Below are 23,774 nucleotides of genomic sequence, written 5' to 3' on the forward strand. Positions count from 1 at the left end.
AAAAATACACGAAATGAAAATTGCGCTTTTAGGATACGGAAAAATGGGTAAAGTAATCGAGCGAATTGCTTTAGAAAGAGGTCATGAAATTGTTTTAAAGAAAGACGAATTCAGTACTTATGACGGACTTTCAACAGCCGATGTTGCTATCGATTTCAGCGTCCCAACTGCTGCCGTTGACAATATTTCAAATTGCTTCCATGCTAATGTTCCAGTAGTTTCAGGAACAACAGGCTGGCTAGAACATTATGATGAAATGATAACACTTTGCAACGAAAAGAAAGGTGGTTTCATCTCAAGTTCTAACTTCAGTTTAGGTGTTAATATTTTCTTTGAACTGAATGAATATCTGGCCAAAATTATGACTCAATTTGATTCGTATAAAGTTACGATGGAAGAAATTCATCATACTCATAAACTAGATGCACCAAGCGGTACAGCAATTTCTTTAGCCAAAGGCGTGATCGAAAACAGCAATTATACCAATTGGACTTTAGACGAGGCTAAAGACAACGAAATCTACATTGAAGCCAAAAGAATTGGAGAAGTTCCGGGAACTCATACCGTAGCTTACAATTCAGCTGTAGACAGTATCGAATTGAAACATACTGCACACAATCGTGAAGGTTTTGCCCTTGGAGCCGTGATTGCTGCAGAATGGCTTGCCGGAAAAACGGGTATCTATTCTATGAAAGACGTATTAAATTTAAAATAAACAGTTATAAAGGTTGAGGTAATTTTCAAATTAGACCCCTGCCCTGAAACTTTAAACAAAATATTATGACACTATATTATTGGTTTGTATTTTTCTTAGCCGTTCAGATTATTCATTTTTTGGGAACCTGGAAACTGTATCAGGCTGCCGGAAGAAAAAGTTGGGAAGCTGCAATTCCGGTTTACAATTCGATCGTTTTAATGAAAATAATTAGCCGCCCGACCTGGTGGACTTTATTACTTTTCATTCCAATTATCAACCTGATTATGTTTCCTGTTGTTTGGGTAGAAACGTTAAGGACGTTTGGTAAAAAAACAACTTTAGATACTCTTTTAGGAATCTTCACTTTAGGTTTCTATATCTATTATGTAAACTACACTCAAAAATTAGTACACAACGCCGACAGAAAATTAACTTCCGAAAATAAAGCAAGCGATACATTAAGTTCTTTACTTTTTGCAGTTATTGTAGCAACGCTTGTACATACTTATTTAGTGCAGCCTTATACAATTCCTACCTCGTCTTTAGAAAAATCATTATTAATTGGTGACTTTTTATTTGTTAGTAAAGTAAATTACGGCCCAAGAGTACCTATGACTACCGTTGCATTACCGATGGTTCATGACTCTATACCTTTTGTAAAACAAAAATCTTATTTGAAATGGCCACAATTGCCTTATTTCAGACTACCTGCCTTAGAAAAAATAAAACGATCTGATATAGTGGTTTTTAACTGGCCGGTTGATACGGTTCATTATTTCTATGAACCAAAAGGAAGACCGGGAGTGATCAAACCTATTGATAAAAAATCAAATTACGTAAAAAGATGTGTAGGTATTCCGGGAGACAGTTTATCTATTAAAGACGGATTTGTTTTCATTAACGGAAAAAAATTAGTTTTACCGGAAAGAGCAAAACCGCAATACTCTTATTCAGTAGCCATAGATCCAAAAATACCTATCGATTTTGAATCTCTGGTTAGAGAACTGGATATCACAGACGGAGCAGGATTTAAAAGCGAAAAAAGAGATACTCTTTACTTTAGAGCTTTAACTGAAGCCAGTGCAGAGCGCCTTAAAAACACTCCGGGAATTACGGCTGTAAAAAGAGAAATTGACAGAGGAAATGACAATGCTATTTTCCCTCATATCAACAAATGGAATCAGGATAATTTTGGTCCGATTTACATTCCGGAAGCAGGAAAAACAGTTGCTTTAACCAATGAGTCACTTCCTTTTTACAAGGACATCATTACCACTTACGAAGGAAACACTTTGCAGTTGGACGGCTCTAAATTCTTAATTAACGGTAAACCTGCCACTACGTATACCTTCAAACAAAATTACTATTGGATGATGGGAGACAACCGTCACAACTCCGAAGATAGTCGTTATTGGGGTTATGTTCCCGAAAACCATATCGTAGGAAAACCAGTTTTCATTTGGATGAGCTGGGACACTAACGGTAAAGGAATCAACAAAATTCGTTGGAGCAGAGTTTTCACAACTGTTGATGGTGAAGGACAACCTCAATCATACTTTAAGTATTTCTTATTTATTCTTGCAGCCTACTTTGTTGGAGAATATTTCTGGAGAAAAAGAAAAGAAAATAAAGCATAAAATAAAAAAAGTTATTTTTGTCTCAGGTTTCAAGTTTCAGGTGCATTCAAAACCTGAAACTTGAAACCTGAAACTTTTAAAGCAATTACAGATGAACTCTCTCTTACTTCCTACTTATTTTCCATCGATAAGCCACTTTGCAGTTATGGCTCAATCTGAAAATATTACTTTTGAAATGGAAGATAATTTTCAGAAACAAACCAATAGAAACCGTGCGTACATTTATAGTCCAAACGGGATTCAGCTATTAAACATACCGGTTAAACATTCAAAATCTGCGCATCAGAAAACGAAAGATGTTTTAATCGAGAATGAATTTGACTGGCAAAAACAGCATTTCAAATCATTGGAAGCCGCTTACAGAAGCTCTCCTTTTTTTGAGTTTTTTGAAGATGATATTCGTCCTGTTTTTGAAAAGCAGCACACTTTTTTAATGGATCTAAACCTGGAAGTACTAGACATCACCACTAAATGTCTACGCATGAAATTAGAGTTCAGCAAAACGACAGAGTATTTTCAAGAAATAGAGAACATCTCCGATTTCAGAGTTTTGGCTAATGGAAAAAAAGATGCCAACACATTTGAAAAATACATTCAGGTTTTTGACGACAAACATGGTTTTATCAATAATCTAAGTGTTTTGGATTTGCTTTTTAATGAAGGTAAATTTGCTATGGATTATTTAAAGACACAAAAAATACTGGTTTAAGATTTAACCGCAAAGAGCGCAAAGATATTCGCAAAGCTTTATTTATGATAGCTTTGCGAATTTTGCGTTTGTATAAAATCTTATCCTAAAAAATCCTTGTGTTCTTTGCGGTTAAGCCAAAGAGAGATTTTTATCAGGTCTTTTCTTTTTAATTTAGTTCCGCTTTATCGTCAGACGCTTTTAGATCCAGCCATCTTGACAATGTTTCCATAATTCGTTTTCGATCGTTCTCCGGAAAATCTTTCACCCTCGTAGTATGACTACCAGTCGGAAGAACCATTTTTAAAGCATCTAATTTCGAATCAGGTGTTGGGGCACACGAATACCAGGTATCATAACCGCCGTAGATATACAAAATTCTATTTCCTTTATTTTCTACATATTTACGCACTTCTTTGATGTATTTCGGATTGTATTTTATTGCGACTCCTTTGGGTGCAAACCGATCATTAGAAGTACTTTTTACTACCTGTAATAAATCAGCAACCGGAGAAAAATCAAAACCATAATAGCCTAATTCTTTCAAATGTTGATAATAAGACGGCAGGTAATGAAAGTACATTTTATCATTGTATGTTCTAACACCTGAAACCTCATCCAGATAATCAAACAGTTCTTTTGGAGTAGCTGTCACTACCGGAATAGCCTCGCATTTTCCTCCCCATTGCCAAAAAGAAAAAGGAAATTCTAAAACCGCATATTCCAATGCTTCTGCCAAAGGCACTTCAGTAAAAGTCATTTTCTTTGCTTCCGCATACTGTTTAAACTCTTTTAAAATAGCCTCCCTATTTTCTAAAACAGCTCTTTGAAAAGCCGTAATTTTAGCTCTGCATTCTGCTGTTCCTACCGTTTTTGTATGTTCTACCGTTCGGGGATCTTCCGTCGTATTAATTAACGGTGCCACATAAGGCATAGCCACATCAACATCATTTGGGTATTTTGACTTATAAATCAAGGCTGTTTCCCCTCCTTTACTTATTCCGGTTGAAATCCATTTTCCTGTGTAGATTTGCTTGAGTTTCGTTACAAGATCATGATAATCGGCAATAGCCTGATCGTTTGTCAAGTATTCCCACGGAAGTGGTTCCGGTCTTGACTTTCCGTAAAAGCGATATTCAACTGCAATCTGATTTGCGTTTAATAACTTACTTACCTCACTTTTAATATTGTTTGTATTGTAACCATGAGTTTCAATCACCATAGGACTATTAAAATTGAAATGCGATAAATAAACGTAATGTTTAAATGTTCCTTTTTGAGGATTTTTATGGTCTAATGGCTCGTCTAAAATGAGCTGATACGATTCTGAGTAACCTTCTAAATTTTCTATAACCGTAATTTCGGCTTTTGGAAACAAGGCTGTAAGTTTCCGATGTAAATCGGATGTACCTTGTGCTGAAGCAAAATGCGAACTCAGTACAACACACAATAGCAATAATAAACGCTGTATACTTTTCATTTTTTAAAGTTTAGTTGATTTTCTAAAAATACTGGCATTACCACCCAAAATCCAATAGTATATTATCCTTAAATTATTATATTTTACCTACTTTGAGTTAAAATAGCACTATCCGGAAATATTGACTTATTTTTAATCCGGAAAAACAAAAAACAACTAACCTTAAAAACAAAAGATATGACTATTGGAGTTGGCGGATCTAACGCAATTGCAGAATTAGAAAAAATACAGGATATGACACTGAATGTAAAAGCCATTCAGCCAGAAGAATACCAAACACGCATCGAGAAAGCAGTGTCGCTTATCAAAACAACAGGTTTTAAAGCTTTATTCCTCAATGCTGGAACCAATTTGTACTATTTTACAGGGACGAAATGGAACCCTTCTGAAAGAATGGTAGGAGCTCTATTGTTTGAAGATGGGAGTCTGGAATATATCGTTCCGAAATTTGAGGAAGGTACTTTTAGAAAATTCATGCAAATCGATGGTCACCTGAATTGCTGGGAAGAACATGAATCTCCCGCTGTTTTATTTGGAAAAATACTACATGACAAAGGCATCAATAACGGTAAGATTGCACTGGATGAATCAGCCGGTTATTTTTTAATTGATGCGATCGTGAAAGCTAATCCTGGTTATGATTTTGAAAACTCCCAGCCTATTACTACCGGCTGTCGCATTCAGAAATCAGCAAATGAAATTGCTATAATTCAACAGGTCAAAGAAATTACTATGGTGGTACAGCGTGCTGCTGCCCGTATTTTGCATCCGGGTATAAAAGCCGAAACGGTGGTCGATTTTATCAATAAGGCGCATATCAAAGCCGGAATTCCTTCGGGATCTTATTTCTGTATTGTATTGTTTGCCGATGATTCCCAATATCCGCATGGCGTAACCACTCCGCAGGACTTAAAAGACAATGATGTTGTACTTATTGACACTGGCTGTCGTCTGGAAGGTTATTTGTCTGACATCACCCGAACTTATGTGTACGGAACTCCAACCGAAGCCCACATAAAGATTTGGAATTTAGAAAAGGCCGCCCAAAAAGCAGCTTTTGATGCCGCACAGTTAGGAGCAACTTGTAGCTCTGTTGATGATGCTGCACGTAAAATAATCGCTGCAGGAGGCCTAAGTGCCGATTACGAACTTCCAGGACTTCCTCATCGCGTAGGTCATGGAACGGGATTAGACATCCATGAACCCCCATACCTTGTAAGAGGAAACACTACTGTTTTACAAGAAGGAATGGTGGTAAGCAACGAACCTATGCTTTGTATTCCTGGGCAATTTGGAATTCGTCATGAAGATCACTTTTATATGACTGCTGATGGGCCAAAATGGTTTACCACTCCTATGCACAGTATTGACAATCCGTTTGGGGTTGGTATTAATTAAGTTTTATTTTAAAGGTATAAAAAAGGGGAAACAATATCGTTTCCCCTTTTTCTTTTTACAACCAAATTATTATTTAACCAATAATTTTTTAGTATCTGTGAAGCTTCCATCTGTAGCTACCACAATATAAACTCCTTTTCTAAGGCGATTTACTTCATAAGAAGCTGCATTTCTTACTACATCCACTACGTTTCCTGCACTGTCGTAGATCGTAATTTTGATATCCGACAAGTTTAGGTTAGAGAAGTTAAAATTAACAACATCCGTAGCCGGGTTTGGATACAATGTAAATGATCTTGTAGCGTCAGTCTGAACTGCTCCGGCACTTCCGTTTTGCAAATCAATTGAAAGCGGGGCGCTCCAGTCACTGGTATCAGTGGCATTTTTAGCTCTAACTCTAAACTGATAAACCGTTTGCGTGCCTTGTTTCGGAATCCACAAATAATAAGTGGTAGAAGTTCCGAAAGTTGTCCATCCTGTGCTAGCATTATTCAGCTGCACTTCATAGCTTGTAGCATTAGTAACTGTGTTCCAGGATGCATAAAATCCAGATGTGTATACTCCTGAATTGCCAATATTTGTTGGTGTTGGCAATGTCACCGGATTTGGCGCTGTACCCGCAACGACCGTATAATCTTCTACTTCCCCATCACCGATGTTACCACAAGCTGACGGATTTGAATAATACTTCATTACAATACGCATTCTGGTCGTTCCCGTAAACGTAATCGGAGTAAAACTTCCCGTTGCAGTTCCAGTGGAAGAAATTCCATCAATTACTTTTTCGGAAGCGTCGAAAACATTGTTTTTGTTATAATCGATCCATACTCCCCAATATTCTAAGTAAGATCCTCCTGAGAAACCTGCTGCCAGACTCACATTTGTGACTGTTCCCGGAGTTACTGTTACCGTTTTAGAAGTAAAATTGGCATAACCACCTGCATCTTTACCAGATGTGTTTGTAAAACTTCCAATCGTTACTGAATTAATATATTCGTAATTACTATTAGCCTGAGCAGTACAATATGCCGAACCTGCAGTAAGAGTTGCCGTTACTTCATTTGAATAAGCTGAATAAACCGTATTTGCTTTTGCACGCACTCTGTATTTATAAGTACTTCCGGCTGTTAAACCTGTGTTGGTGTACGTAAGCGCTGAACTTGGTAATGTTGTTATTTCAGCAAAAACATTATCTGTTCCTGCTCTTTCTACTACGATATTCGTTGCATTTGTCGCATTGTTTACCCACGTCAACTGTACTTGTAAGCTGGTGTTGTTAACAGTAGCCGCAAGACTTGTAGGAACTAAAACTGTTGTAGTGGTCTGAGTTCCTGCCTGAATGGATTCATTTGGTTTAGTATTGTAGGCAAAGTCTAAAACAGAGTAACCAACTCCACCTGCTTCTACTTTTACATGCAGCCAGCCGTAGCATGTACGTCCTCTGCTTTTGTATTCAAAACCAATATAACCAGTTTGATTGTCCCAGGCTGTATACGTTGCCGTTCTTAAATCTAACTGATCCGGATATGCTGCTCCCGGAGTTACAAAATTGCTCGATGCTCCAATTGTAGTTCCCTGAGTAATCAAACTGATGTTTCGGGTACCTGTTGGTCCAACTAATCTTTTGCCATACGTTTCTACTTTTAAAGCTGCAGCAGCAAATTGCCACGCTCCGTATTCTGTATTGTCTCCGATTCCTAAGTCAAAATATTGCCATGGTTGTGCTGCCGAAGCAACATAATCGGAATTGTTTACATAAAACACACCATAAGGCGCATCAAATTTCAGATTGATTGTTTTTGATGCATTATCAAGTGTCGAAATCCCTCCTGTAATAGCAGCATCTTTGAATGTAATTGCTACCGCGGCATCATTTGCAGGAAGGTGCGCTGTTGCTTTACCGGTAAAGGAAACGACTACTTTGTTATTTCCCTGAAGTGTCAATACAGCTGTTAGTCCTGAAGGAACTCCTGTAATGGTATAATCAGTTCCTGCTGTTAACGTTCCTGCACTTTTGGTAAAAGTTCCATTATTCGTCGATAACGAAATAGTGCTGGTTGTGGCAACACCTCCATCATTAGCCTCCGCTTCATATAGTAAACTTTCAGATAAAACTACTGCCGTTTTATTGGTCATACCTGTATAAATAGGGGTATTAGGCTGCGTATTATAAGCATATTCCGAAACGGTGTAACCATCTCCGTTAGCCGCAACATCTACTTTGAACCATCCGTAGCAAGATAATCCGTCGATTTTATACTCGAAACCAACATATCCTGATTTTCCGTCCCAAGTTGTATAATTTGCCGTTCTTAAATCCAGCTGATCCGGATATGCTCCAGGAGCAGTCATATTACTTGCTGGTCCAACTGCCGCATTTTGTCCTAATAGCGTAATATTTCTGGTTCCGCTTTCACAGACTAATTTTTTACCATAGGTTTCAATTTTCAGCGCATTGGCCGCATAACGCCAGGCTCCAAACGAAGTATCATCTCCTTTTGCAATATCAAAAGGTTTCCAGATTAAAGCAGAAGAAATGTTAATATTAGGCATGTCTACAAAGAAGATTCCGTAAGGATCAGTAAATCTCAAATTGTAAAATAAAGAAGTACAAGACAAACCTGTGGTTCCTCCGGTAAATGCCGCAGGTAAAAAGGTGATTCCTGCTGTTGTGTTTTGTGCTGCTGCATGGTTTGTTGCTTTTCCTGAAAGCGTTACCGTCACTTGTCCGTTTGAGCTTACAGTAACAACCGGTGTGATCCCAGCCGGAAAGGTGTGAGTAAAATGAGTTCCTGCAGTCATTGTTCCTGAACTTAGCGCAAAAGTTTTTCCTCCACTTAAGGTAACCACTGATGCCGTATCAAAAGCTCCGTCATTAACAACTGCTTCCTTAAAACTAGTTCCAGCTGCCACTAAACTGCTCTCGGTAGAATTCACTCCCGTATCAATTAAGTTTTGTGGCTGCCAGAGTGTGATCCTGGCAGGGTGCTGTAAAGCTGCCAGCATTCTGTCGATCTGCCCCTGAGTATACATTTTATAACAGCCTTGTGCGCCATTGTACCCCATATAGTTTTCGATGTTTACTTTATCTCCTGTACAATTGGTTCCCGGTGTACAAGCCAGAGTGTGCTTAGCGTCTTCTGCAGGAGTGTCGGCAACTTCATCTGTGCCGGAGCAGCCTCCTTCGAAAGTGTGAATCAGGTTTAAGAAATGTCCAAACTCATGTGTCAGCGTTGCTGAAAATTCTTTGCTGTAGGAGTTGTCATAAAGGTAAGCTCCATTAAAGACTACACGCGCTGTATTGCTGGCAGTCATTTCTGAACTTGGATACCAGGCAACTCCCGAGTTGTTAAAAACTCCTTCGTTATACAAATCGTTCTGAATATAAACGTTCATGTATTTTTTATTGTCCCAGGCATCGGCGGCAATCTGGTCGTCATAACCTCCGCCATTTCCGTAACCGTTTTTAGCGGCATGAAAAACAACTCCGTTGGTACATCCTCCGTTCGGGTCTTTTTTTGCCAGTTTAAATTCGATGTTTAGAGTTCCTCTTCTGGCTTGAAAAAAGGGTTCAACGGTTTGATAATCTGCATTTCTTCCGTTAAAATCGTCATTTAATTGTGCCAGATGATTGACGATTTTTTCATAGGTAATGGTTTTTCCGCTTTGTACATCTCCATAAATATGAAAAACAACGGGAATAGTGTAGGTAGTTACTGCTGCACTTTTTGAAGTCTTGCTTTTACGCTGAAGTGCGAAATTGTTGGTAAAGGTTTCAAAATCTTTTTTTTCCTGAAGTGATTTGGGGCTACTCCGATACATTTTGGCGTTTTCTTCAGTAGTCCGGCAAGGAAGTCCCTGCGCGCTCATTTTTCCTATCGAAAAAACAAGCATTAATACTAGTAGTTTTGTTTTCATTTTTTTTGGGTTAATTTGTTGGCATCAAAATTAACAGCATAGGTTCTATTTTATTGATACTATGTTATTTAAAAACAATATATAATTAACAACTTTTTAACTTTAAAAAAACACACTATTGAAAAATATTCCATAATTAATGAGCTTTCACAAACAAACAAGCCGTTTTGTTAAACAAAAACCAAACACACAACAAAGATCACTTCAAGAATAAAGTCGCTAATTTTATTAAGCAGTAATTTGCTCACGAAGCGGTTTACATCTTACAGTTTACATTTCACACTAACCTTATACATCCCTATTTATTAAACAAAAAAAACCGGAACCCAATTAAGGGCCCCGGCTAAAAACAGGAAAACTAATTCAAATTAAAATTTATCCCAGAAAATTTTTGTAGTCATTAAATCTCCACCTATGGCAGAGGCGGCTGCTTCATAATTTTCTTTATTTAAAGTTTTATCGAAGATTGAATAGATAGTACGAACCGGTACTTTTCCCTTAGCTGCATCGACTGCAGTTGAAGGCGCCACTAAAACAGGAAAATCTAATCTTCTGTATTCCGTCCATGCTTCAAATCCTCTGTTGTAATAAGCGATCCAAAGCTGGTAGGCTACTTTTTCTTTAGCTGTTCCGGCAGCAGTTGCAAAATCAACATCTGCTCTGTTCAAATAGGTTTGAGCATCTGCATTAGAGACTCCCCAAAATTTCATGCTGGCCTGAATTCCTTTTTTATAATATTCTTCTACGGTACCTCCTACACTAAAACCTCTGTTAGCCGCATCAGCTAAAAGGAAACATGTTTCAGTATAGTCAAAAAGCACTCCCGGGTTTGTTTTTTCTTTTAATCTTAATCCCATATTAGAATAGTCCCCATAAGTTACCTGTTTCGCATAAGGTGCTCCTTTATAGTTGCCTAACTTTTTAGAGGCTGGATTAAAGAAGGTATCACGTCTTGGGTCATTTTTAGCATTCAATTCATCCACAAAAAAGGCTGTAGGTATGGTCTGACTTTCATTTACCAAGGTGTCATACAAAGGATTCATGTCTACCAGTGAAGAGAAATACTTAAACAATGCTGTTTCAGCTTCGCTTGTCATTACTCCTGAGCTATAAGCACTTTCTACTATGGCTTTTGCTTTTGCAGGCTCAACGTCAGCAAGGTGTAATCCTAGTTTTAGTTTTACACTGTTGGCTAATGTTTTCCATTTACCCACGTCTCCTTTATACACTAAGTCAGCTGAACCAAAACTCTCTTTACTGGCATCCATGCTAGCAATTGCAGCATCCAATCTCGTAGCAAGATCAAAATAAATGGTTTTGGCATCGTCGTACTTAGGATAAGGATATACATCAATATTCAATGCTTCACTGTAAGCCACATTCCCAAACAAATCAACAAGGGTTTGATAAGCCATTACAATCTGAATATCAAGTATTGCAATTTTGTTTTTCTTAATTGCAGTTTCAACAGCTCCTAATGCTTCTTTACTTGCAACTTGTTTTTGCGCATTTACTAAATCCTGCAATACATCGCGGTATAACAAAATGGCATGAGAGTTCCCTAAGTTTCTTCTTTCCATATTGTAGTTCACCTCATCTGTATACGTTGTGGTGCTCCAATATTGAGCATATCCTCTAAAATTATTGCTGTTTACCGAAGCATTGGTCAGGAAGAACGCATAGTTTACCTGTGCACTGGTCATAAGCGCGCCCGGTAAAACGGTAGTATACGCTTTTTTATCCTGATTTAAATCTTCTAAGTTATCACATGAAGCAACCGAAAGTAGAATGGCTCCTGCAAAAAATATCGTTTTTACTATTTTCATTTTGTTGTTATTTTTTAGAATTGAACTTTCATATTAAAGCTGTACTCTTTTGATGTTGGTAAAACTCCTGTTTGGAATCCCTGAAGATTTCCTGAAGAAAGTCCCGCTTCCGGATCAGCATAAGGCAAATTTTTATGGATGATCCACAGGTTACTTCCATTGACTGCAAAAATCATATTGCTGATAAAAGTTTTCGCCAGAAATTTTGAAGGTACTCTATAGCTCAATCCTAACTCACGTAATTTCACATAAGAAGCATCGTAAACATATTGCTGCTCTGGCATTGAGTTATAGAAAGAATATCCATCTGCGCCTTCTACACTTACCACCTTATCATTTGGAGTTCCGTCTGCCTTAACACCTGCTAACAAAATCCCTCCGCCATTGGCAAGCGGCTCTCTTTGTGGATTCCCTAAATGGTTGTTAGAAACTGTACTTTCGTAGATTCCTGTAGTATGTCCGAAACGTTGATCTAACGAATAAACGTCTCCTCCTTTTTTCACATCAATCAAAAAGTTTAACGAAAAGTTTTTGTATGTGATTACGTTATTCAAACCTCCAATCCAGTCCGGATTTACATCCCCAATTGTTGTACCGGCTGTTTGCTGGTATCTTCCATTTGAACGAATTACTTTTTCTCCGTTCAGATAGGTAAATCCTGAACCGATCATTTGTCCAAGCGGTTTCCCTACCTCAGCAACATATCCTACTCCCTGGAAAGATCCTAACGAAATTCTGTCAGCTCCTCCTAATGAGATTACTTCATTTTTGTTCGTAGACCAGTTTACTTTTGCTTCCCAAGAGAAATTTTGTGTTTTAACCGGGATTACAGATAAGGTTACCTCAAACCCTTTGTTCTTAACATCACCTGCATTTATCCAGGCTCTTGTATATCCGGTTTGTGTAGGAGTTTCAATAGAAAGAATCTGATTGGTTGTATTGGTTTTGTAGTAAGTAAAATCAAACCCTACTCTGTTTTTAAACAGTTTAAATTCAAGACCTGCCTCAAAACCTTCCGTCTGCTCACTTTTTAAGTTACCGTTGCTTTTGTTATTTTCTGTAGAAAAACGAATTCCTTCAGGTCCAAAATTATCATTCTTCGGATAAGTCGCAATAATTGTCCCAAATTGTGCATCGTTACCTGTATCTGCATAATTCAAGCGTAATTTTCCAAAAGAAAGCCAGTCGGTCTTAATGTGATTACTAAAAATATAAGTTCCTGTAATCGATGGATAAGTATAAGTACTATTTGCAGTCGGCAATGTCGAAGACTTATCTACACGGTATGTCCCTTCAATGAAATAAGTTTCACGGAAATTAAATCCAGCACTTGCATAAACACTATTTGTACCTATAGTTACCTGAGTCTCACTTGGGCTGTTTATTTTATCAACTGAGTTGTTCAAAGCATAAATACCAGGCACTACCAATCCCCCATTTGTTGCAGCAAAGATTGAATTACTAATAGAACGTCTTGAATTGCCACCAAGCATACCGTTAAACTTTATATCCTCAGTAATATTGGTTTTGAAGTTCATGATCAAATCAAAGTTGACCTCTCTGAATGTTTTGTCAAACCTGGTATACTGACCGCGTGCATTAGGCGTTCTTTTCGATCCCACAGCAATGCGCTCTTCCTGCAACTGGTGGTAAGAATCTACAGATCCTTTACCAATTACATCAAACCAATTGGTGATTTCTGTACTTAAAGCGAAATTTCCGAAGAAACGATCACGATTTAAAGTGTTGTAGTTGTTGTACCTTTGGAAATAAGGATTGTCGTGAAACTGAATCGCTAAATCCGTTGGTCCCGCCACACTCCAAGTAGTGTTTTGTCCTGTAAGATCGTAAGCATCTTTCAAATCCTGAAAGTCTACACTTGTAGAAAACCATTGTCTCACACTGCTCAGGTAGTTGTTTCCACCATCACCATAACCCGTCTCATTCATTCCTTTGGCATTTGCTTTTAAATAGTTGGCAGAAACCGAAAGTTTAGTTTTTGGCAGGATGTTATAACTTGCCGAGAAGTTAAAATTGTCTTTACGATTATTACTGTTTGGCAAAATCCCCTGATTCATGTTATAGTTGGTATAACCAAATCTAAAATCACCTTTTTCACCAGATCCTGTAAAAGCAATATTATTGATATATGTTAAACTCTTCTGATAGAAATCATTTGGATTTTTCTTAACCGCTGTCCACGGTGTTGCTTTTCCATAACCCGGTAATTCAGGATAAAAAGAACTCCAGTTGTAGACTAACAAATTAGGATCGAATCTAGGCCCCCACGAAGCATCATCGGTTGCAGCATAAGGATGGACCCCACTTCCTAAATCAACTGTACCATAAAAATCACCGTATCCCCCACCGTATTGATTTTGATATTCCGGTAAAGTTTTTTTATCGACTACCCCAACAGTCACTCCGGAATTAAAACTTACACCCAGACCTCCTTTAGATTTACTTCCTTTTTTTAACGTCACCAAAATCACTCCACTTGCAGCCCTTGAGCCATACAATGCAGAAGCCGCAGATCCTTTCAAAACGTTCATGGTTTCGATATCATCAGGATTGATGTCTGAAGCAGCATTTCCGTAATCGTATCCACCAGTGTTACCCCCGCTTTTTTGATCGGCACTATTGGTATTATCATTGTTCAAAGGAATACCGTCTACTACCCATAAAGCCTGGTTGTTTCCGGTTAATGAAGTTGTACCACGAATCACTACGTTTGTCGAACCTCCAATGTTGTTATTACGTCTGATTTGTACACCGGCAATTTTACCCGAAATAGAATTCGCTACGTTACCTGTATTTACTTTAGTTAGATCTTCTCCTTTGATTTCCTGAGTGGCATATCCCAGAGATTTCTTTTCTCTTTTAAGTCCCAAAGCGGTAACTACAACCTCCCCAAGCTGCTCTGATGCAGGAGATAAAGAAACATTGGCAGTGTTACCTGTAACGGTCACTTCCTGAGCTTTCATCCCAATATAATTAAAGATTAAAACAGCATTCTGACTTGTCTTAATAGAATATTTACCGTCAAAATCTGTTTGAGCTCCCGTTTTTGTTCCTTTGATCAATACACTCGCACCCGGCAAAGGCATTCCTGCATTATCTGAAACAATTCCCGATACAACCCGCTCCTGTGCGAGCGCAAATTGTGCTAGCAGTACAAAAAAAAGTACTACCGTTTTTCTTTGAAAAAACTTGAATTTCATAAAATGGTTTTATAATTAGTATTGGCAAATATTTTGCTTTTTTAATAATTTTTATGATAATATATTATCGCAAAAACCTATTATATTACCCTTTTATTACATATTTAATATTTTACATGTATTATCTTACCCTTTTAAATTTTAGCTAAATAGGTATTTATTTTCTTACTTTTTGTATTTTTTTGACTGATTTTAAACCACAAAAAAAGGGAGAAATCTCTTTTACAGAAATTCTCCCTTTTTTAGGCTTCTAAAACTACTCTATTTCGTTCCCCAAGGACATTTTTCTTCTACAAATTTTACAAAAGTATCTATCAAATGTTTTCGGGTTCCTTCGCCTTCTTGGATACTATGCGAACGATTGGGATAAATCATCAGATTAAAAACTTTGTCATATTTTATGAGTTCATCAATCAAAACTTCCGCATTTTTGTAATGCACATTATCATCACCAGTCCCATGAATGTATAGCAGATTCCCATTTAAATTCTTAGCGTGTGTTACCGGAGAAGCCTGAATGTAAGCTGCTTCATTTTCACCCGGCAAGCCCATATAACGTTCGGTATAAATATTATCGTAAAAATGCTGATCGGTGACCGCAGCAACCGCGACACCGGTTTTGTATATTTCAGGATACTGAAACATTAAATTTAAAGTGACTGCTCCGCCTCCGCTCCATCCGTGTACTGCAACTCTATTGATATCAATAAAATCCCATTTCAGAACTTCCTTTGCAGCCATCGCCTGATCTCGGGTATTGATAATTCCAATATTTTTGTAGATCGATTTTCTCCATTTTGTTCCTTTCAAAACCGGAGTTCCTCTGTTGTCCATTGCAATTCCGATGTATCCTTTCGGAATCAATAAACTTATCATCCCATTAAATAAAGGCATATCATTAGCTACCGAAGCCATTGGCTCTCCATACACGAAGAAAAACAACGGATATTTTTTTGCCGGATCAAAGTCAAGCGGTTTGGCCATGATTCCATCCATCTCAACACCATCAACCGTGGTTACTTTGAACTTCTCCAAAGAAAAGTCACGTTCCGGTTTTGTAAAAGCATCTGCTTCTTTTGGTAGTATTTTTTTATGGTCTGATAATGATACCAGACGCGCGCTGAAGTCACGGTTGATATTAGAATTGGTGTGTTTTGCATACGATCCGTCAGTAGAAAACTCATACTCATTAGTCCCGTCAAATACTTCCGGAGTTATTCTTTTTGTTTTGCGTGAATTCAGATTTGTTTCATACAAATAACGCTGCGTTGCATCTTTAGGACTTGCGATATAATAAATTGATTTTGTCTTATCATTATAGGCTTTAAAATAAGCATCAAAATTTCCGGTGGTAATTAGTTCTTTCTTTTTTCCGTCACGGCTGATTTTATAAACATGCATCCAGCCATCGGCATCTGAACTCCATAAAAAAGATTTACCGTTATCGACAAACTGACAAGGGAAACCATCGTAAACGCCTGAAGAAACATCAAAAACATCAATCCATTCCGCCGATTTTTCCTGATAGATTAAACTAGCTTTTCCTGATTGCGTATTACAATTGTAAAAAGAAACCTGATTTTGATTTCTATTCAGCTGTATTACCATCACCTCATCTTTAGCAACCCATTCCATGCGAACCAAATAATTATTATCAGGTTCTCCCGGAATATCAAGCCAGTTGGTTTTTACAGAAGCGATATCAACAATCCCAATTTTTACGGAAGAAGGTTTTTCTCCTGCCTTAGGGTATTCTACCGGAACTACAAATGGGTACAAAGCAGCTGTATTGTTAATCATTAAATGAAACTTTGTTTCTGAAGCATCTACACGCCAAAAAGTAATGCTTTTGCCATCGGGACTCCAACGAAATCCATCACGCGCCGCAAGTTCTTCTTCATAAACCCAGTCAAAAGTTCCGTTAATTACCTTGTCAGTTCCGTCGGTGGTTAAAGGCGTTATTTTGCCTGAAGCCAAATTTTCAAGGTAAATGTTATGCTTTGAAACATACGCTACATTTTCGTTATCGTTAGAAAACTTAGCAAACATTAAGGAAGACTCCTCTAAACTAACACCAAGTTTTCTTCCCTTTCCGGAGATTAAGTCAAAAAACCAATAGTCGCCTTTGGTATTGGCTCTCCATACTTTTTTTGAATTGGTGTACACCAGCACTTTGGTTTTGTTCTGATTCCATAACAGTTCCTCGACCTCTCCTTTAAATCCTGCATTTGTTAATTGCTGTTGGGTTAAAATAGTAGTACTTTTATTTAACTGATCGACATCATAAACCAAAATATTCTCTCCTGAATTCACCCAAAAAGAATGCGAATTAGGCAGCCATTTTAATTCATTAATATCAATGTCTTTTTGCGCCAACATGCTTGAGCAAACAAAAAGGAGCAATAAAAAGTGTTTTTTGATCATGGTTATTTGGTATTTAAGAGCTGTTCTATTTCTTCAATTTCAATGGGCATTTCTTCAGATAAATTGATGTTTCCGCCGTCTGTCAACAAATAATCATTTTCCAGTCGGCAGCCAATTCCTTCTTCGCGAATGTATATTCCGGGCTCACAGGTAAGCACCATTCCTTTTTCAAAAGGTTTGGAATACAATCCGACATCATGAACGTCCAATCCGAGAAAATGAGCTGTTCCGTGCATGAAGTACTTTTTGTAAACGGGATTTTCGGGATCCTGAGCCGCAATTTCTTCTAAAGTAATCAATCCCAGTTTCACCAGTTCGGTTTCAACAAGGCTTGCCATCTGTAATTCATACTCTTTCGACAAAATGCCCGGTTTTAAAAACTTTGATCCTTCTTTCAGACAGTGCAAAACTGATTGGTAAACTTCTTTCTGACGAGGAGAAAATTTTCCGTTTACAGGAAGACAGCGCGTAGTATCGGAATTGTAATTGCCATAACAAACCCCAAAATCGACCAAAAGCATATCACCGTCCTGACAAACCGAATCATTGGTATTGTAATGTAAGACACAGGCATTATTGCCCGAAGCGATAATGGGTTTAAAGGCATGACGATTTCCTCCGTTTTTGATGTAATGGTACGCCAGCTCAGCTTCCAGTTCGTATTCTTTTACATTAGGCTGTACCGCTTTTAACAATGCTTTAAATCCTTCAGTACTTATTGCCACCGCTTTTCGGATCAAAGCAATTTCTTCATCTGATTTTACGGGACGCAACTCTCTCGTTATTTTTGCCACACGCTCGTAGTCATGCAGCGGATATTTTTGTTTGCACCACTGAATCATTCTATCCTGGCGGGTATTCATTTCCGAAGTTATTCTTTTAATGTGCTCGTTGTGTCCCAGATAAATGGCATTGGCCTCAAAGGCAAACAACTGGAGGGCTTTTTCAAATTCGTGTAGCCATTTTACATTTTTAATTCCGGAAAGAGCCGTAACTTTTTCTTTGGTCAAGAAATCTCCATCCCAGATTAACGTATGTTCATTGACTTCTTTTACAAATAAAATAGCTCTGTTTTCTTCTTTAAAAGCATCGGGATAGAGCACCAAAATAGTTTCGTCCTGCTCAATTCCGGACAGATAAAACAAATCATTATTTTGTGCAAAACCCATGACATCATCTGTATTATTGGGCATCACATCGTTTGAAGTAAGAATAGCCAAACTGTTAGTCTGCATTTTTTCGACAAACCTTTTTCGGTTATTTTCGAATAAAGAAGCCGGAATTGAATCGTATCTCATAGTTTATAATTGAAACATTTTAGTATCAACAGAAAGTGTTTTGCCTGAAATAATCTCTGTAATTATTTTTCCTGTTGCCGGTGCAAGGCTTAACCCCATCATAGCATGTCCGGTGGCAAAAGTCAAATTTACAACTTTTTTTGCACGGGCAATAATGGGCATTCCCGAAGGTGTACAAGGTCTGAAACCAAACCAGGTATCTTTATTCTCGGGTATTTCAACCTGCATGTCGGGGTAAAACTCATTAATACTGTTTATGATTCCCTGCAGTCTGTTTTTATTAATTTTAGTATCTCCGGTATGAGTAATTTCCATAGTTCCTCCAAAACGAATATCGTTATTCATAGGTGTCACCGCAACTTTACCTTCACACAAAATAGATGGAATCGAAGGTTTGTGATTTTTATCCTTCAGTGTAAAACTATATCCTTTTCCAGGTAAAATAGAAACCGAAACTCCCAGTTTTTTAGCCAGTGAAGGGCTCCAGGAACCTGCGGCCAATACAACTTCATCGGTAGCAAATATACCTTTGTCTGTTACTATTTTTGTAATTTTATGATGATCGAAAACAAAATCCTGTACGGTGGTACCGGAATGGATTTCTACCTTTAATCGTTTTAATTCTTCTTTGATAAATTGCATGAATTTTTGCGGATACAAATGCGCATCGCCTCTGTAGTGTATCCCTCCCAAAACATCGGTTTTGGTCCCATTTTCTAATTTTGCAATCGCTGCTGCAGAAAGATAGTCTACTTCCAGTCCTAACTTTTCCGCCTCTCTTGCTTCATGAAACATTTCATGGGCTACTTTATCCGTTTTATACAACATTAAAAGTCCCTTTTCTTCATAGAAGAAAGAATTGTTTTCTTTGGCAAAATCCTGATACAGTTCTTTACTCAGCAACGATAAATCGCGAAGTGCAGGCATTGCTTTTTCTACATGTTTTTCATTCGCATGTTTGTAAAACTGAAGTCCCCATTTGATCAGATTTGCATCCAATCTCGGTTTTACATAAAACGGACTCTGACTGTCAAACATCCATTTCATTCCCTGAGCAATCATACCGGGTTGTGCGAGCGGAATTATATGCGACGGAACTATCATTCCGGCATTTCCATAAGAACAGCCATCATCCATAGGAGACTGATCAAAAATAGTTACCTCATATCCTTCTTTTGCCAGATAATAAGCTGTACACAAACCTATTATACCTCCTCCAATTATACTTACTCTTTTCATTTGTTCGAAATTAAAAAATTCATTGAAGAAGAATCTTATCCTCCTTCAATGAATCTGAATTTTTAATATTTTTTAAATTACCTGAAATCCATGAGCATACGGATCATTTGCTTCATCAATGATGATGGTATTATAACCGTATACTTTTGCCCAGCCCTGAATACTTGGTACAATTGCCGGAATGTCTCCAATTGAAGTTTCTTCTACAACTTTCCCAATAAACTTGCTGCCAATGTAACTTTCGTGAATAAAATCTTCTCCAACTTTAAGTTTCCCTTTAGCGTGTAACTGTGCAATTCGTGCCGATGTTCCGGTACCGCATGGAGAACGATCAATCGCCTTGTCTCCGTAGAAAACCGCATTTCGGCCCGAAGAGGTTGGATCTAAAGGCTCCCCCGTCCACAACATATGACTAACATCACGGATCGTATCATTTTCCGGATGAATAAAATAGTCCGGATATTTGGCATTTATTCTTTTACGAACTTCCTGGCTCAACTGAACAATTTTACCCGCCGAAAAATCCTGAATTCCTGAAAAGTTCTGTTGTGGGTCTACAATGGCATAATAGTTCCCGCCATACGCAACATCAAAAGTAATTTCGCCCAGTTCGGGACAATCAATTGTTAATCCCTCTGCTGCTAAGTATGATTTTACATTGGTCAGACGTACCCAGTCAACTTTGTTTCCGGTTTGCTGGTACTCGATATTCACGAGACCGGCTGGTGCTTCCATTCTTATTTTTCCAGGTATTTTTGGGGTAATCAAACCTTCTTCAATGGCAATGGTTATTGTACCAATTGTTCCGTGACCACACATTGGCAGACAGCCTGAGGTTTCAATAAACAAAATCCCAAAATCGTTGGCAGGATCACTTGGCGGATATAAAATACTTCCGCTCATCATATCATGCCCACGAGGTTCAAACATTAACCCTTTACGGATCCAGTCAAATTCTTTTAAAAAATGCTGGCGTTTTTCACTCATATTAGCGCCTGTCAAGTTTGGCCCTCCTCCTGCCACTACTCTTACAGGATTCCCGCAAGTGTGCGCATCTACACAAAAAAAAGTTTTCTTTACCATTTATTATATCTGGGATTTTGTTTGAATATTATTTAATGTTCTTAAAATCTGTAATGGATTTTCATTTTGCAATTCTGCAGGCAATAACTCATTTGGCCAATTCTGGTAACTAAATGGTCGCACCCAGCGATAGACAGCATGAATTCCAACTGCTGTAAATCTCGAATCAGAAGAGGCCGGATAAGGACCTCCGTGAATCATTGAAGGACAAACCTCAACTCCTGTAGGAACGCCGTTAAAAATCAATCGCCCTACTCTGTTCTGCATCGCTGCAATTAGTTCTTCCTGATTTTTTAATTCCTCAGACTCTCCTATAATTGTTCCTGTTAATTGTCCGTCTAACTGATTGACAATTTTTAACAGCTGTTGCTCATCATCACATTGTACAAGGACCGAAACAGGTCCGAAAACCTCATGACTTAAGGTTTTATTCTCTAAGAAAGCTTTTCCTTCTACAGTCAGTACTTTCTGCACCCCGTAATTTGGTGCGGCTTCACCTTTGTATTCTGCAATTTTGGTAACTCCATTTTGAGCTATCAGCGTTGCTGACCCTTCTTCAAAACCTTCTTTCATTGAAGGATGCAACATACAAAATGGTTCTATTTTCTCAATAGCCTGAGTTAATTCTTCCGAAAATTTATTTAATTCGGCTCCCTTAATTCCAAACAGCAATCCCGGATTGGTACAAAACTGACCTGCTCCAAGCGTAATGGATCCTGCATAGGCAGTCGCCCATTTTTGACTGTTTACAGCTACTGCTTCCGGCAAAAGCACTACCGGATTCACACTTCCCATTTCGGCAAAAACCGGAATAGGTTCTGGTCTTTGTGCTGCAAGATCAAACAAAGCTCTTCCGGCACGGATACTTCCTGTAAAACCAACTGCTTTCACCAATGGATGTTTCACCAATGCAGTTCCAAGTGTTGTCCCTCCACCAATAAGATTAGAGAAAACTCCCTCGGGCATATTTGTTTTTTGCGCTGCTTTGATAATCGCTGAGGCAACCATTTCACCGGTTCCTATATGCATGGAGTGACTTTTTACAATCACAGGACAACCTGCTGCTAAAGCCGAAGCCGTATCGCCACCAGCTGTTGAAAATGCAAACGGAAAATTACTGGATCCAAAAACCACAACAGGTCCAAGGGGTACCAAAATTTTGCGCAAATCTTCTTTTGGCGCAGGAACTCTGTCTATTACTGCCGTATCAATTGCAGCCTGAACCCAGCTCCCTTCAATGAGCATTTGGGCAAACGCGCGTAGCTGACCAACCATTCTTCCGCGTTCTCCCTCTGCTCTGCCCATTGGAAAGCCGGATTCACTGCAATACTGAACTAACAAATCATTTCCTAAAGCTACGATTTCATCTGCAATAGCATTTAAAAAACCTGCTTTTTCAAGACCTGAACATTTTTTATAGGTACCAAACGCCTGATGCGCCAAAGCAACTGCTTCTTCAATTTCTTCATGAGTTGCTTCTGTAAAAACCCAGGGATTTTCGATATTGAGCTGTGGATTAAACGTTTTAAATGTCTTATCTCCGGCAGCTTTAAGCGCACTTCCCACGTAATTTTTTCCTGTAATCATATTTCTTTTGTGTTGTTTGAATAAATACTTTACAATTCTTAGAGTTTGTTTAAAATTTATTTTTGAGATTTATTATCAAAGGATTTTCGAGCGAGAAGAGGCAAATTTTAATAGAATAGCAGCGCTATTGTATTAAAATTTAACGACTTTGCAGCCGAAAATCATCATAAGAAAGCCAACAAATAAAATTTAAACAGACTCTTAAAGAAGAAATTTGTAAAACCAATTGTTTCAGCGTACGGTTACAAGTTTTTATAATCAGGCAAAGTTGGTCTTGATTCTAAAGATCTGGAAATAATCCCCAAAACTTCTTCTCTATCCGCTCCCTGAAGAGGCAATCTAGGCGCACGAACATATTCTGTTCCAATACCTGTTGCTACTTCTGCCAACTTAATATTCTGCACTAGGAATGAATTGATATCCAACTCTAATAAAGGAAGAAACCATCTGTATATTTTTAAAGCTTCATCAATTCTGCCTGCTTTGGCTAATTTGTATATTGCAACAGTTTCTTTTGGAAAAGCACATACCAAGCCCGAAACCCATCCATCAGACCCCATTAGTAAACTTTCTAAAGCCAGTGTATCTACTCCTGATAAAATCTTTAATCGGTCACCAAAACGATTAATCATTCTGGTTACATTTGAAATATCTCTGGTTGATTCTTTTACAGCCTGAATGTTGTCATATTTTAAAATTTCTTCAAACATGTCCAGCGTAACTTCAATTTTATAATCTACTGGATTATTATAAACCATTATAGGAAGTGAAGTGTTTTTGGCTACTTCAGAAAAATACGTTATCGTTTCGAAATCCGAAGCTTTGTAACGCATTGGAGGCAACATCATCAAACCTTTTGCTCCATCTTTTTCTGCTTTATTGGCTGCTAAAATTGCAGCACGTGTAGTTTGTTCTGCAATATTCATGATTACAGGCACCTGGTTGTTTACCATGCTAACAGTACCTTTTACCAATTCACTTCTTTCATCTTCTAAAAGAGTGCTGGCTTCTCCTAATGTTCCGCCAAGAATTATTCCTTCAACACCTGCTTCTAATTGTGCTTGTAAGTTAACTTCAAACATTCTGAAGTCTAGTTTATCATCTGCAGTAAATTTAGTCGTTACCGCCGGCATTACGCCTTTCCATTGAATACTCATAATATCGATTTTAATTAAAACCAAAATTATTTATATTGAACAAAGCAGGAGGCTTAAAAATTACCTCAAAACAATATTATATTACCCTCTATAAACCGATTATACAAAAAACCAACTAATA

14 protein-coding genes are annotated in these 23,774 nt (G+C 38.0%); 4 read left to right on the forward strand and 10 right to left on the reverse strand.

The annotated features are described in order from the left end of the window. The first annotated feature begins 13 nt into the window (after window positions 1-13). The 3 genes from dapB to AC3IS6_RS00915 all read left to right on the forward strand — a co-directional run bounded on the left by dapB (window position 14) and on the right by AC3IS6_RS00915 (window position 3,043). Window positions 14-715: a 4-hydroxy-tetrahydrodipicolinate reductase gene (dapB, locus tag AC3IS6_RS00905; protein ID WP_489162876.1), complete on the forward strand. Its 702-nt coding sequence runs from the start codon at window positions 14-16 to the stop codon at window positions 713-715. A gap of 65 nt (window positions 716-780) precedes the next feature. Continuing rightward, a complete protein-coding gene (lepB, locus tag AC3IS6_RS00910; RefSeq protein ID WP_489162878.1) occupies window positions 781-2,334 on the forward strand; it encodes a signal peptidase I in 1,554 nt (517 codons plus the stop codon). Between the two features lie 91 nt (window positions 2,335-2,425). Next, the gene (locus tag AC3IS6_RS00915; protein WP_489162880.1) at window positions 2,426-3,043 is read left to right on the forward strand and encodes a WbqC family protein; all 618 of its coding nucleotides are present in this window, start codon (window positions 2,426-2,428) and stop codon (window positions 3,041-3,043) included. A gap of 148 nt (window positions 3,044-3,191) precedes the next feature. Here the strand turns inward: AC3IS6_RS00915 and AC3IS6_RS00920 are convergent, their stop codons facing one another. Further along, window positions 3,192-4,502: a S28 family serine protease gene (locus tag AC3IS6_RS00920; protein ID WP_489162882.1), complete on the reverse strand. Its 1,311-nt coding sequence runs from the start codon at window positions 4,500-4,502 to the stop codon at window positions 3,192-3,194. A gap of 177 nt (window positions 4,503-4,679) precedes the next feature. Here AC3IS6_RS00920 and AC3IS6_RS00925 point away from each other — a divergent pair, with 177 nt between their 5' ends. Next, entirely contained in the window at window positions 4,680-5,900 is a 1,221-nt protein-coding gene (locus AC3IS6_RS00925; RefSeq protein ID WP_489162884.1) for a M24 family metallopeptidase, read from the forward strand. Window positions 5,901-5,969: 69 nt separating this feature from the next. Here the strand turns inward: AC3IS6_RS00925 and AC3IS6_RS00930 are convergent, their stop codons facing one another. The 9 genes from AC3IS6_RS00930 to AC3IS6_RS00970 form a co-directional block, all read right to left on the reverse strand. After that, complete coding sequence (locus tag AC3IS6_RS00930) at window positions 5,970-9,818, reverse strand: M43 family zinc metalloprotease (protein WP_489162886.1); 3,849 nt, start codon at window positions 9,816-9,818, stop codon at window positions 5,970-5,972. 368 nt (window positions 9,819-10,186) lie between these two features. After that, window positions 10,187-11,644 (reverse strand): SusD/RagB family nutrient-binding outer membrane lipoprotein, encoded by a 1,458-nt coding sequence (locus AC3IS6_RS00935; RefSeq protein ID WP_489162888.1) that lies wholly within the window; start codon window positions 11,642-11,644, stop codon window positions 10,187-10,189. A 14-nt stretch (window positions 11,645-11,658) separates the two neighbouring features. Then, window positions 11,659-14,865: a SusC/RagA family TonB-linked outer membrane protein gene (locus AC3IS6_RS00940; protein WP_489162889.1), complete on the reverse strand. Its 3,207-nt coding sequence runs from the start codon at window positions 14,863-14,865 to the stop codon at window positions 11,659-11,661. A gap of 261 nt (window positions 14,866-15,126) precedes the next feature. Next, window positions 15,127-17,289, reverse strand: coding sequence for a S9 family peptidase (locus tag AC3IS6_RS00945; protein ID WP_489162891.1), 2,163 nt, complete (start codon window positions 17,287-17,289; stop codon window positions 15,127-15,129). A gap of 2 nt (window positions 17,290-17,291) precedes the next feature. Then, window positions 17,292-18,587 carry an aminopeptidase P family protein gene (locus tag AC3IS6_RS00950; RefSeq protein ID WP_489162893.1) on the reverse strand — a complete coding sequence of 432 codons (1,296 nt, stop codon included), beginning with the start codon at window positions 18,585-18,587 and terminating at the stop codon, window positions 17,292-17,294. Between the two features lie 3 nt (window positions 18,588-18,590). After that, the gene (locus AC3IS6_RS00955) at window positions 18,591-19,826 is read right to left on the reverse strand and encodes an NAD(P)/FAD-dependent oxidoreductase (protein WP_489162894.1); all 1,236 of its coding nucleotides are present in this window, start codon (window positions 19,824-19,826) and stop codon (window positions 18,591-18,593) included. Between the two features lie 72 nt (window positions 19,827-19,898). Then, complete coding sequence (locus AC3IS6_RS00960) at window positions 19,899-20,909, reverse strand: 4-hydroxyproline epimerase (RefSeq protein WP_173964380.1); 1,011 nt, start codon at window positions 20,907-20,909, stop codon at window positions 19,899-19,901. A gap of 3 nt (window positions 20,910-20,912) precedes the next feature. Next, window positions 20,913-22,496 (reverse strand): aldehyde dehydrogenase (NADP(+)), encoded by a 1,584-nt coding sequence (locus tag AC3IS6_RS00965; protein WP_489162896.1) that lies wholly within the window; start codon window positions 22,494-22,496, stop codon window positions 20,913-20,915. A 242-nt stretch (window positions 22,497-22,738) separates the two neighbouring features. Further along, window positions 22,739-23,653 (reverse strand): dihydrodipicolinate synthase family protein, encoded by a 915-nt coding sequence (locus AC3IS6_RS00970; protein WP_489162898.1) that lies wholly within the window; start codon window positions 23,651-23,653, stop codon window positions 22,739-22,741. Window positions 23,654-23,774: the final 121 nt, after the last annotated feature.

The organism is Flavobacterium sp. KH_035, assembly GCF_057839565.1.

Bases quoted from the DNA above. Each gene is read 5' to 3' on its own strand.
- dapB (WP_489162876.1), top strand. From the start codon at position 14: ATGAAAATTGCGCTTTTAGGATACGGAAAAATGGGTAAAGTAATCGAG.
- lepB (WP_489162878.1), top strand. From the start codon at position 781: ATGACACTATATTATTGGTTTGTATTTTTCTTAGCCGTTCAGATTATT.
- AC3IS6_RS00915 (WP_489162880.1), top strand. From the start codon at position 2,426: ATGAACTCTCTCTTACTTCCTACTTATTTTCCATCGATAAGCCACTTT.
- AC3IS6_RS00920 (WP_489162882.1), bottom strand. From the start codon at position 4,502: ATGAAAAGTATACAGCGTTTATTATTGCTATTGTGTGTTGTACTGAGT.
- AC3IS6_RS00925 (WP_489162884.1), top strand. From the start codon at position 4,680: ATGACTATTGGAGTTGGCGGATCTAACGCAATTGCAGAATTAGAAAAA.
- AC3IS6_RS00930 (WP_489162886.1), bottom strand. From the start codon at position 9,818: ATGAAAACAAAACTACTAGTATTAATGCTTGTTTTTTCGATAGGAAAA.
- AC3IS6_RS00935 (WP_489162888.1), bottom strand. From the start codon at position 11,644: ATGAAAATAGTAAAAACGATATTTTTTGCAGGAGCCATTCTACTTTCG.
- AC3IS6_RS00940 (WP_489162889.1), bottom strand. From the start codon at position 14,865: ATGAAATTCAAGTTTTTTCAAAGAAAAACGGTAGTACTTTTTTTTGTA.
- AC3IS6_RS00945 (WP_489162891.1), bottom strand. From the start codon at position 17,289: ATGATCAAAAAACACTTTTTATTGCTCCTTTTTGTTTGCTCAAGCATG.
- AC3IS6_RS00950 (WP_489162893.1), bottom strand. From the start codon at position 18,587: ATGAGATACGATTCAATTCCGGCTTCTTTATTCGAAAATAACCGAAAA.
- AC3IS6_RS00955 (WP_489162894.1), bottom strand. From the start codon at position 19,826: ATGAAAAGAGTAAGTATAATTGGAGGAGGTATAATAGGTTTGTGTACA.
- AC3IS6_RS00960 (WP_173964380.1), bottom strand. From the start codon at position 20,909: ATGGTAAAGAAAACTTTTTTTTGTGTAGATGCGCACACTTGCGGGAAT.
- AC3IS6_RS00965 (WP_489162896.1), bottom strand. From the start codon at position 22,496: ATGATTACAGGAAAAAATTACGTGGGAAGTGCGCTTAAAGCTGCCGGA.
- AC3IS6_RS00970 (WP_489162898.1), bottom strand. From the start codon at position 23,653: ATGAGTATTCAATGGAAAGGCGTAATGCCGGCGGTAACGACTAAATTT.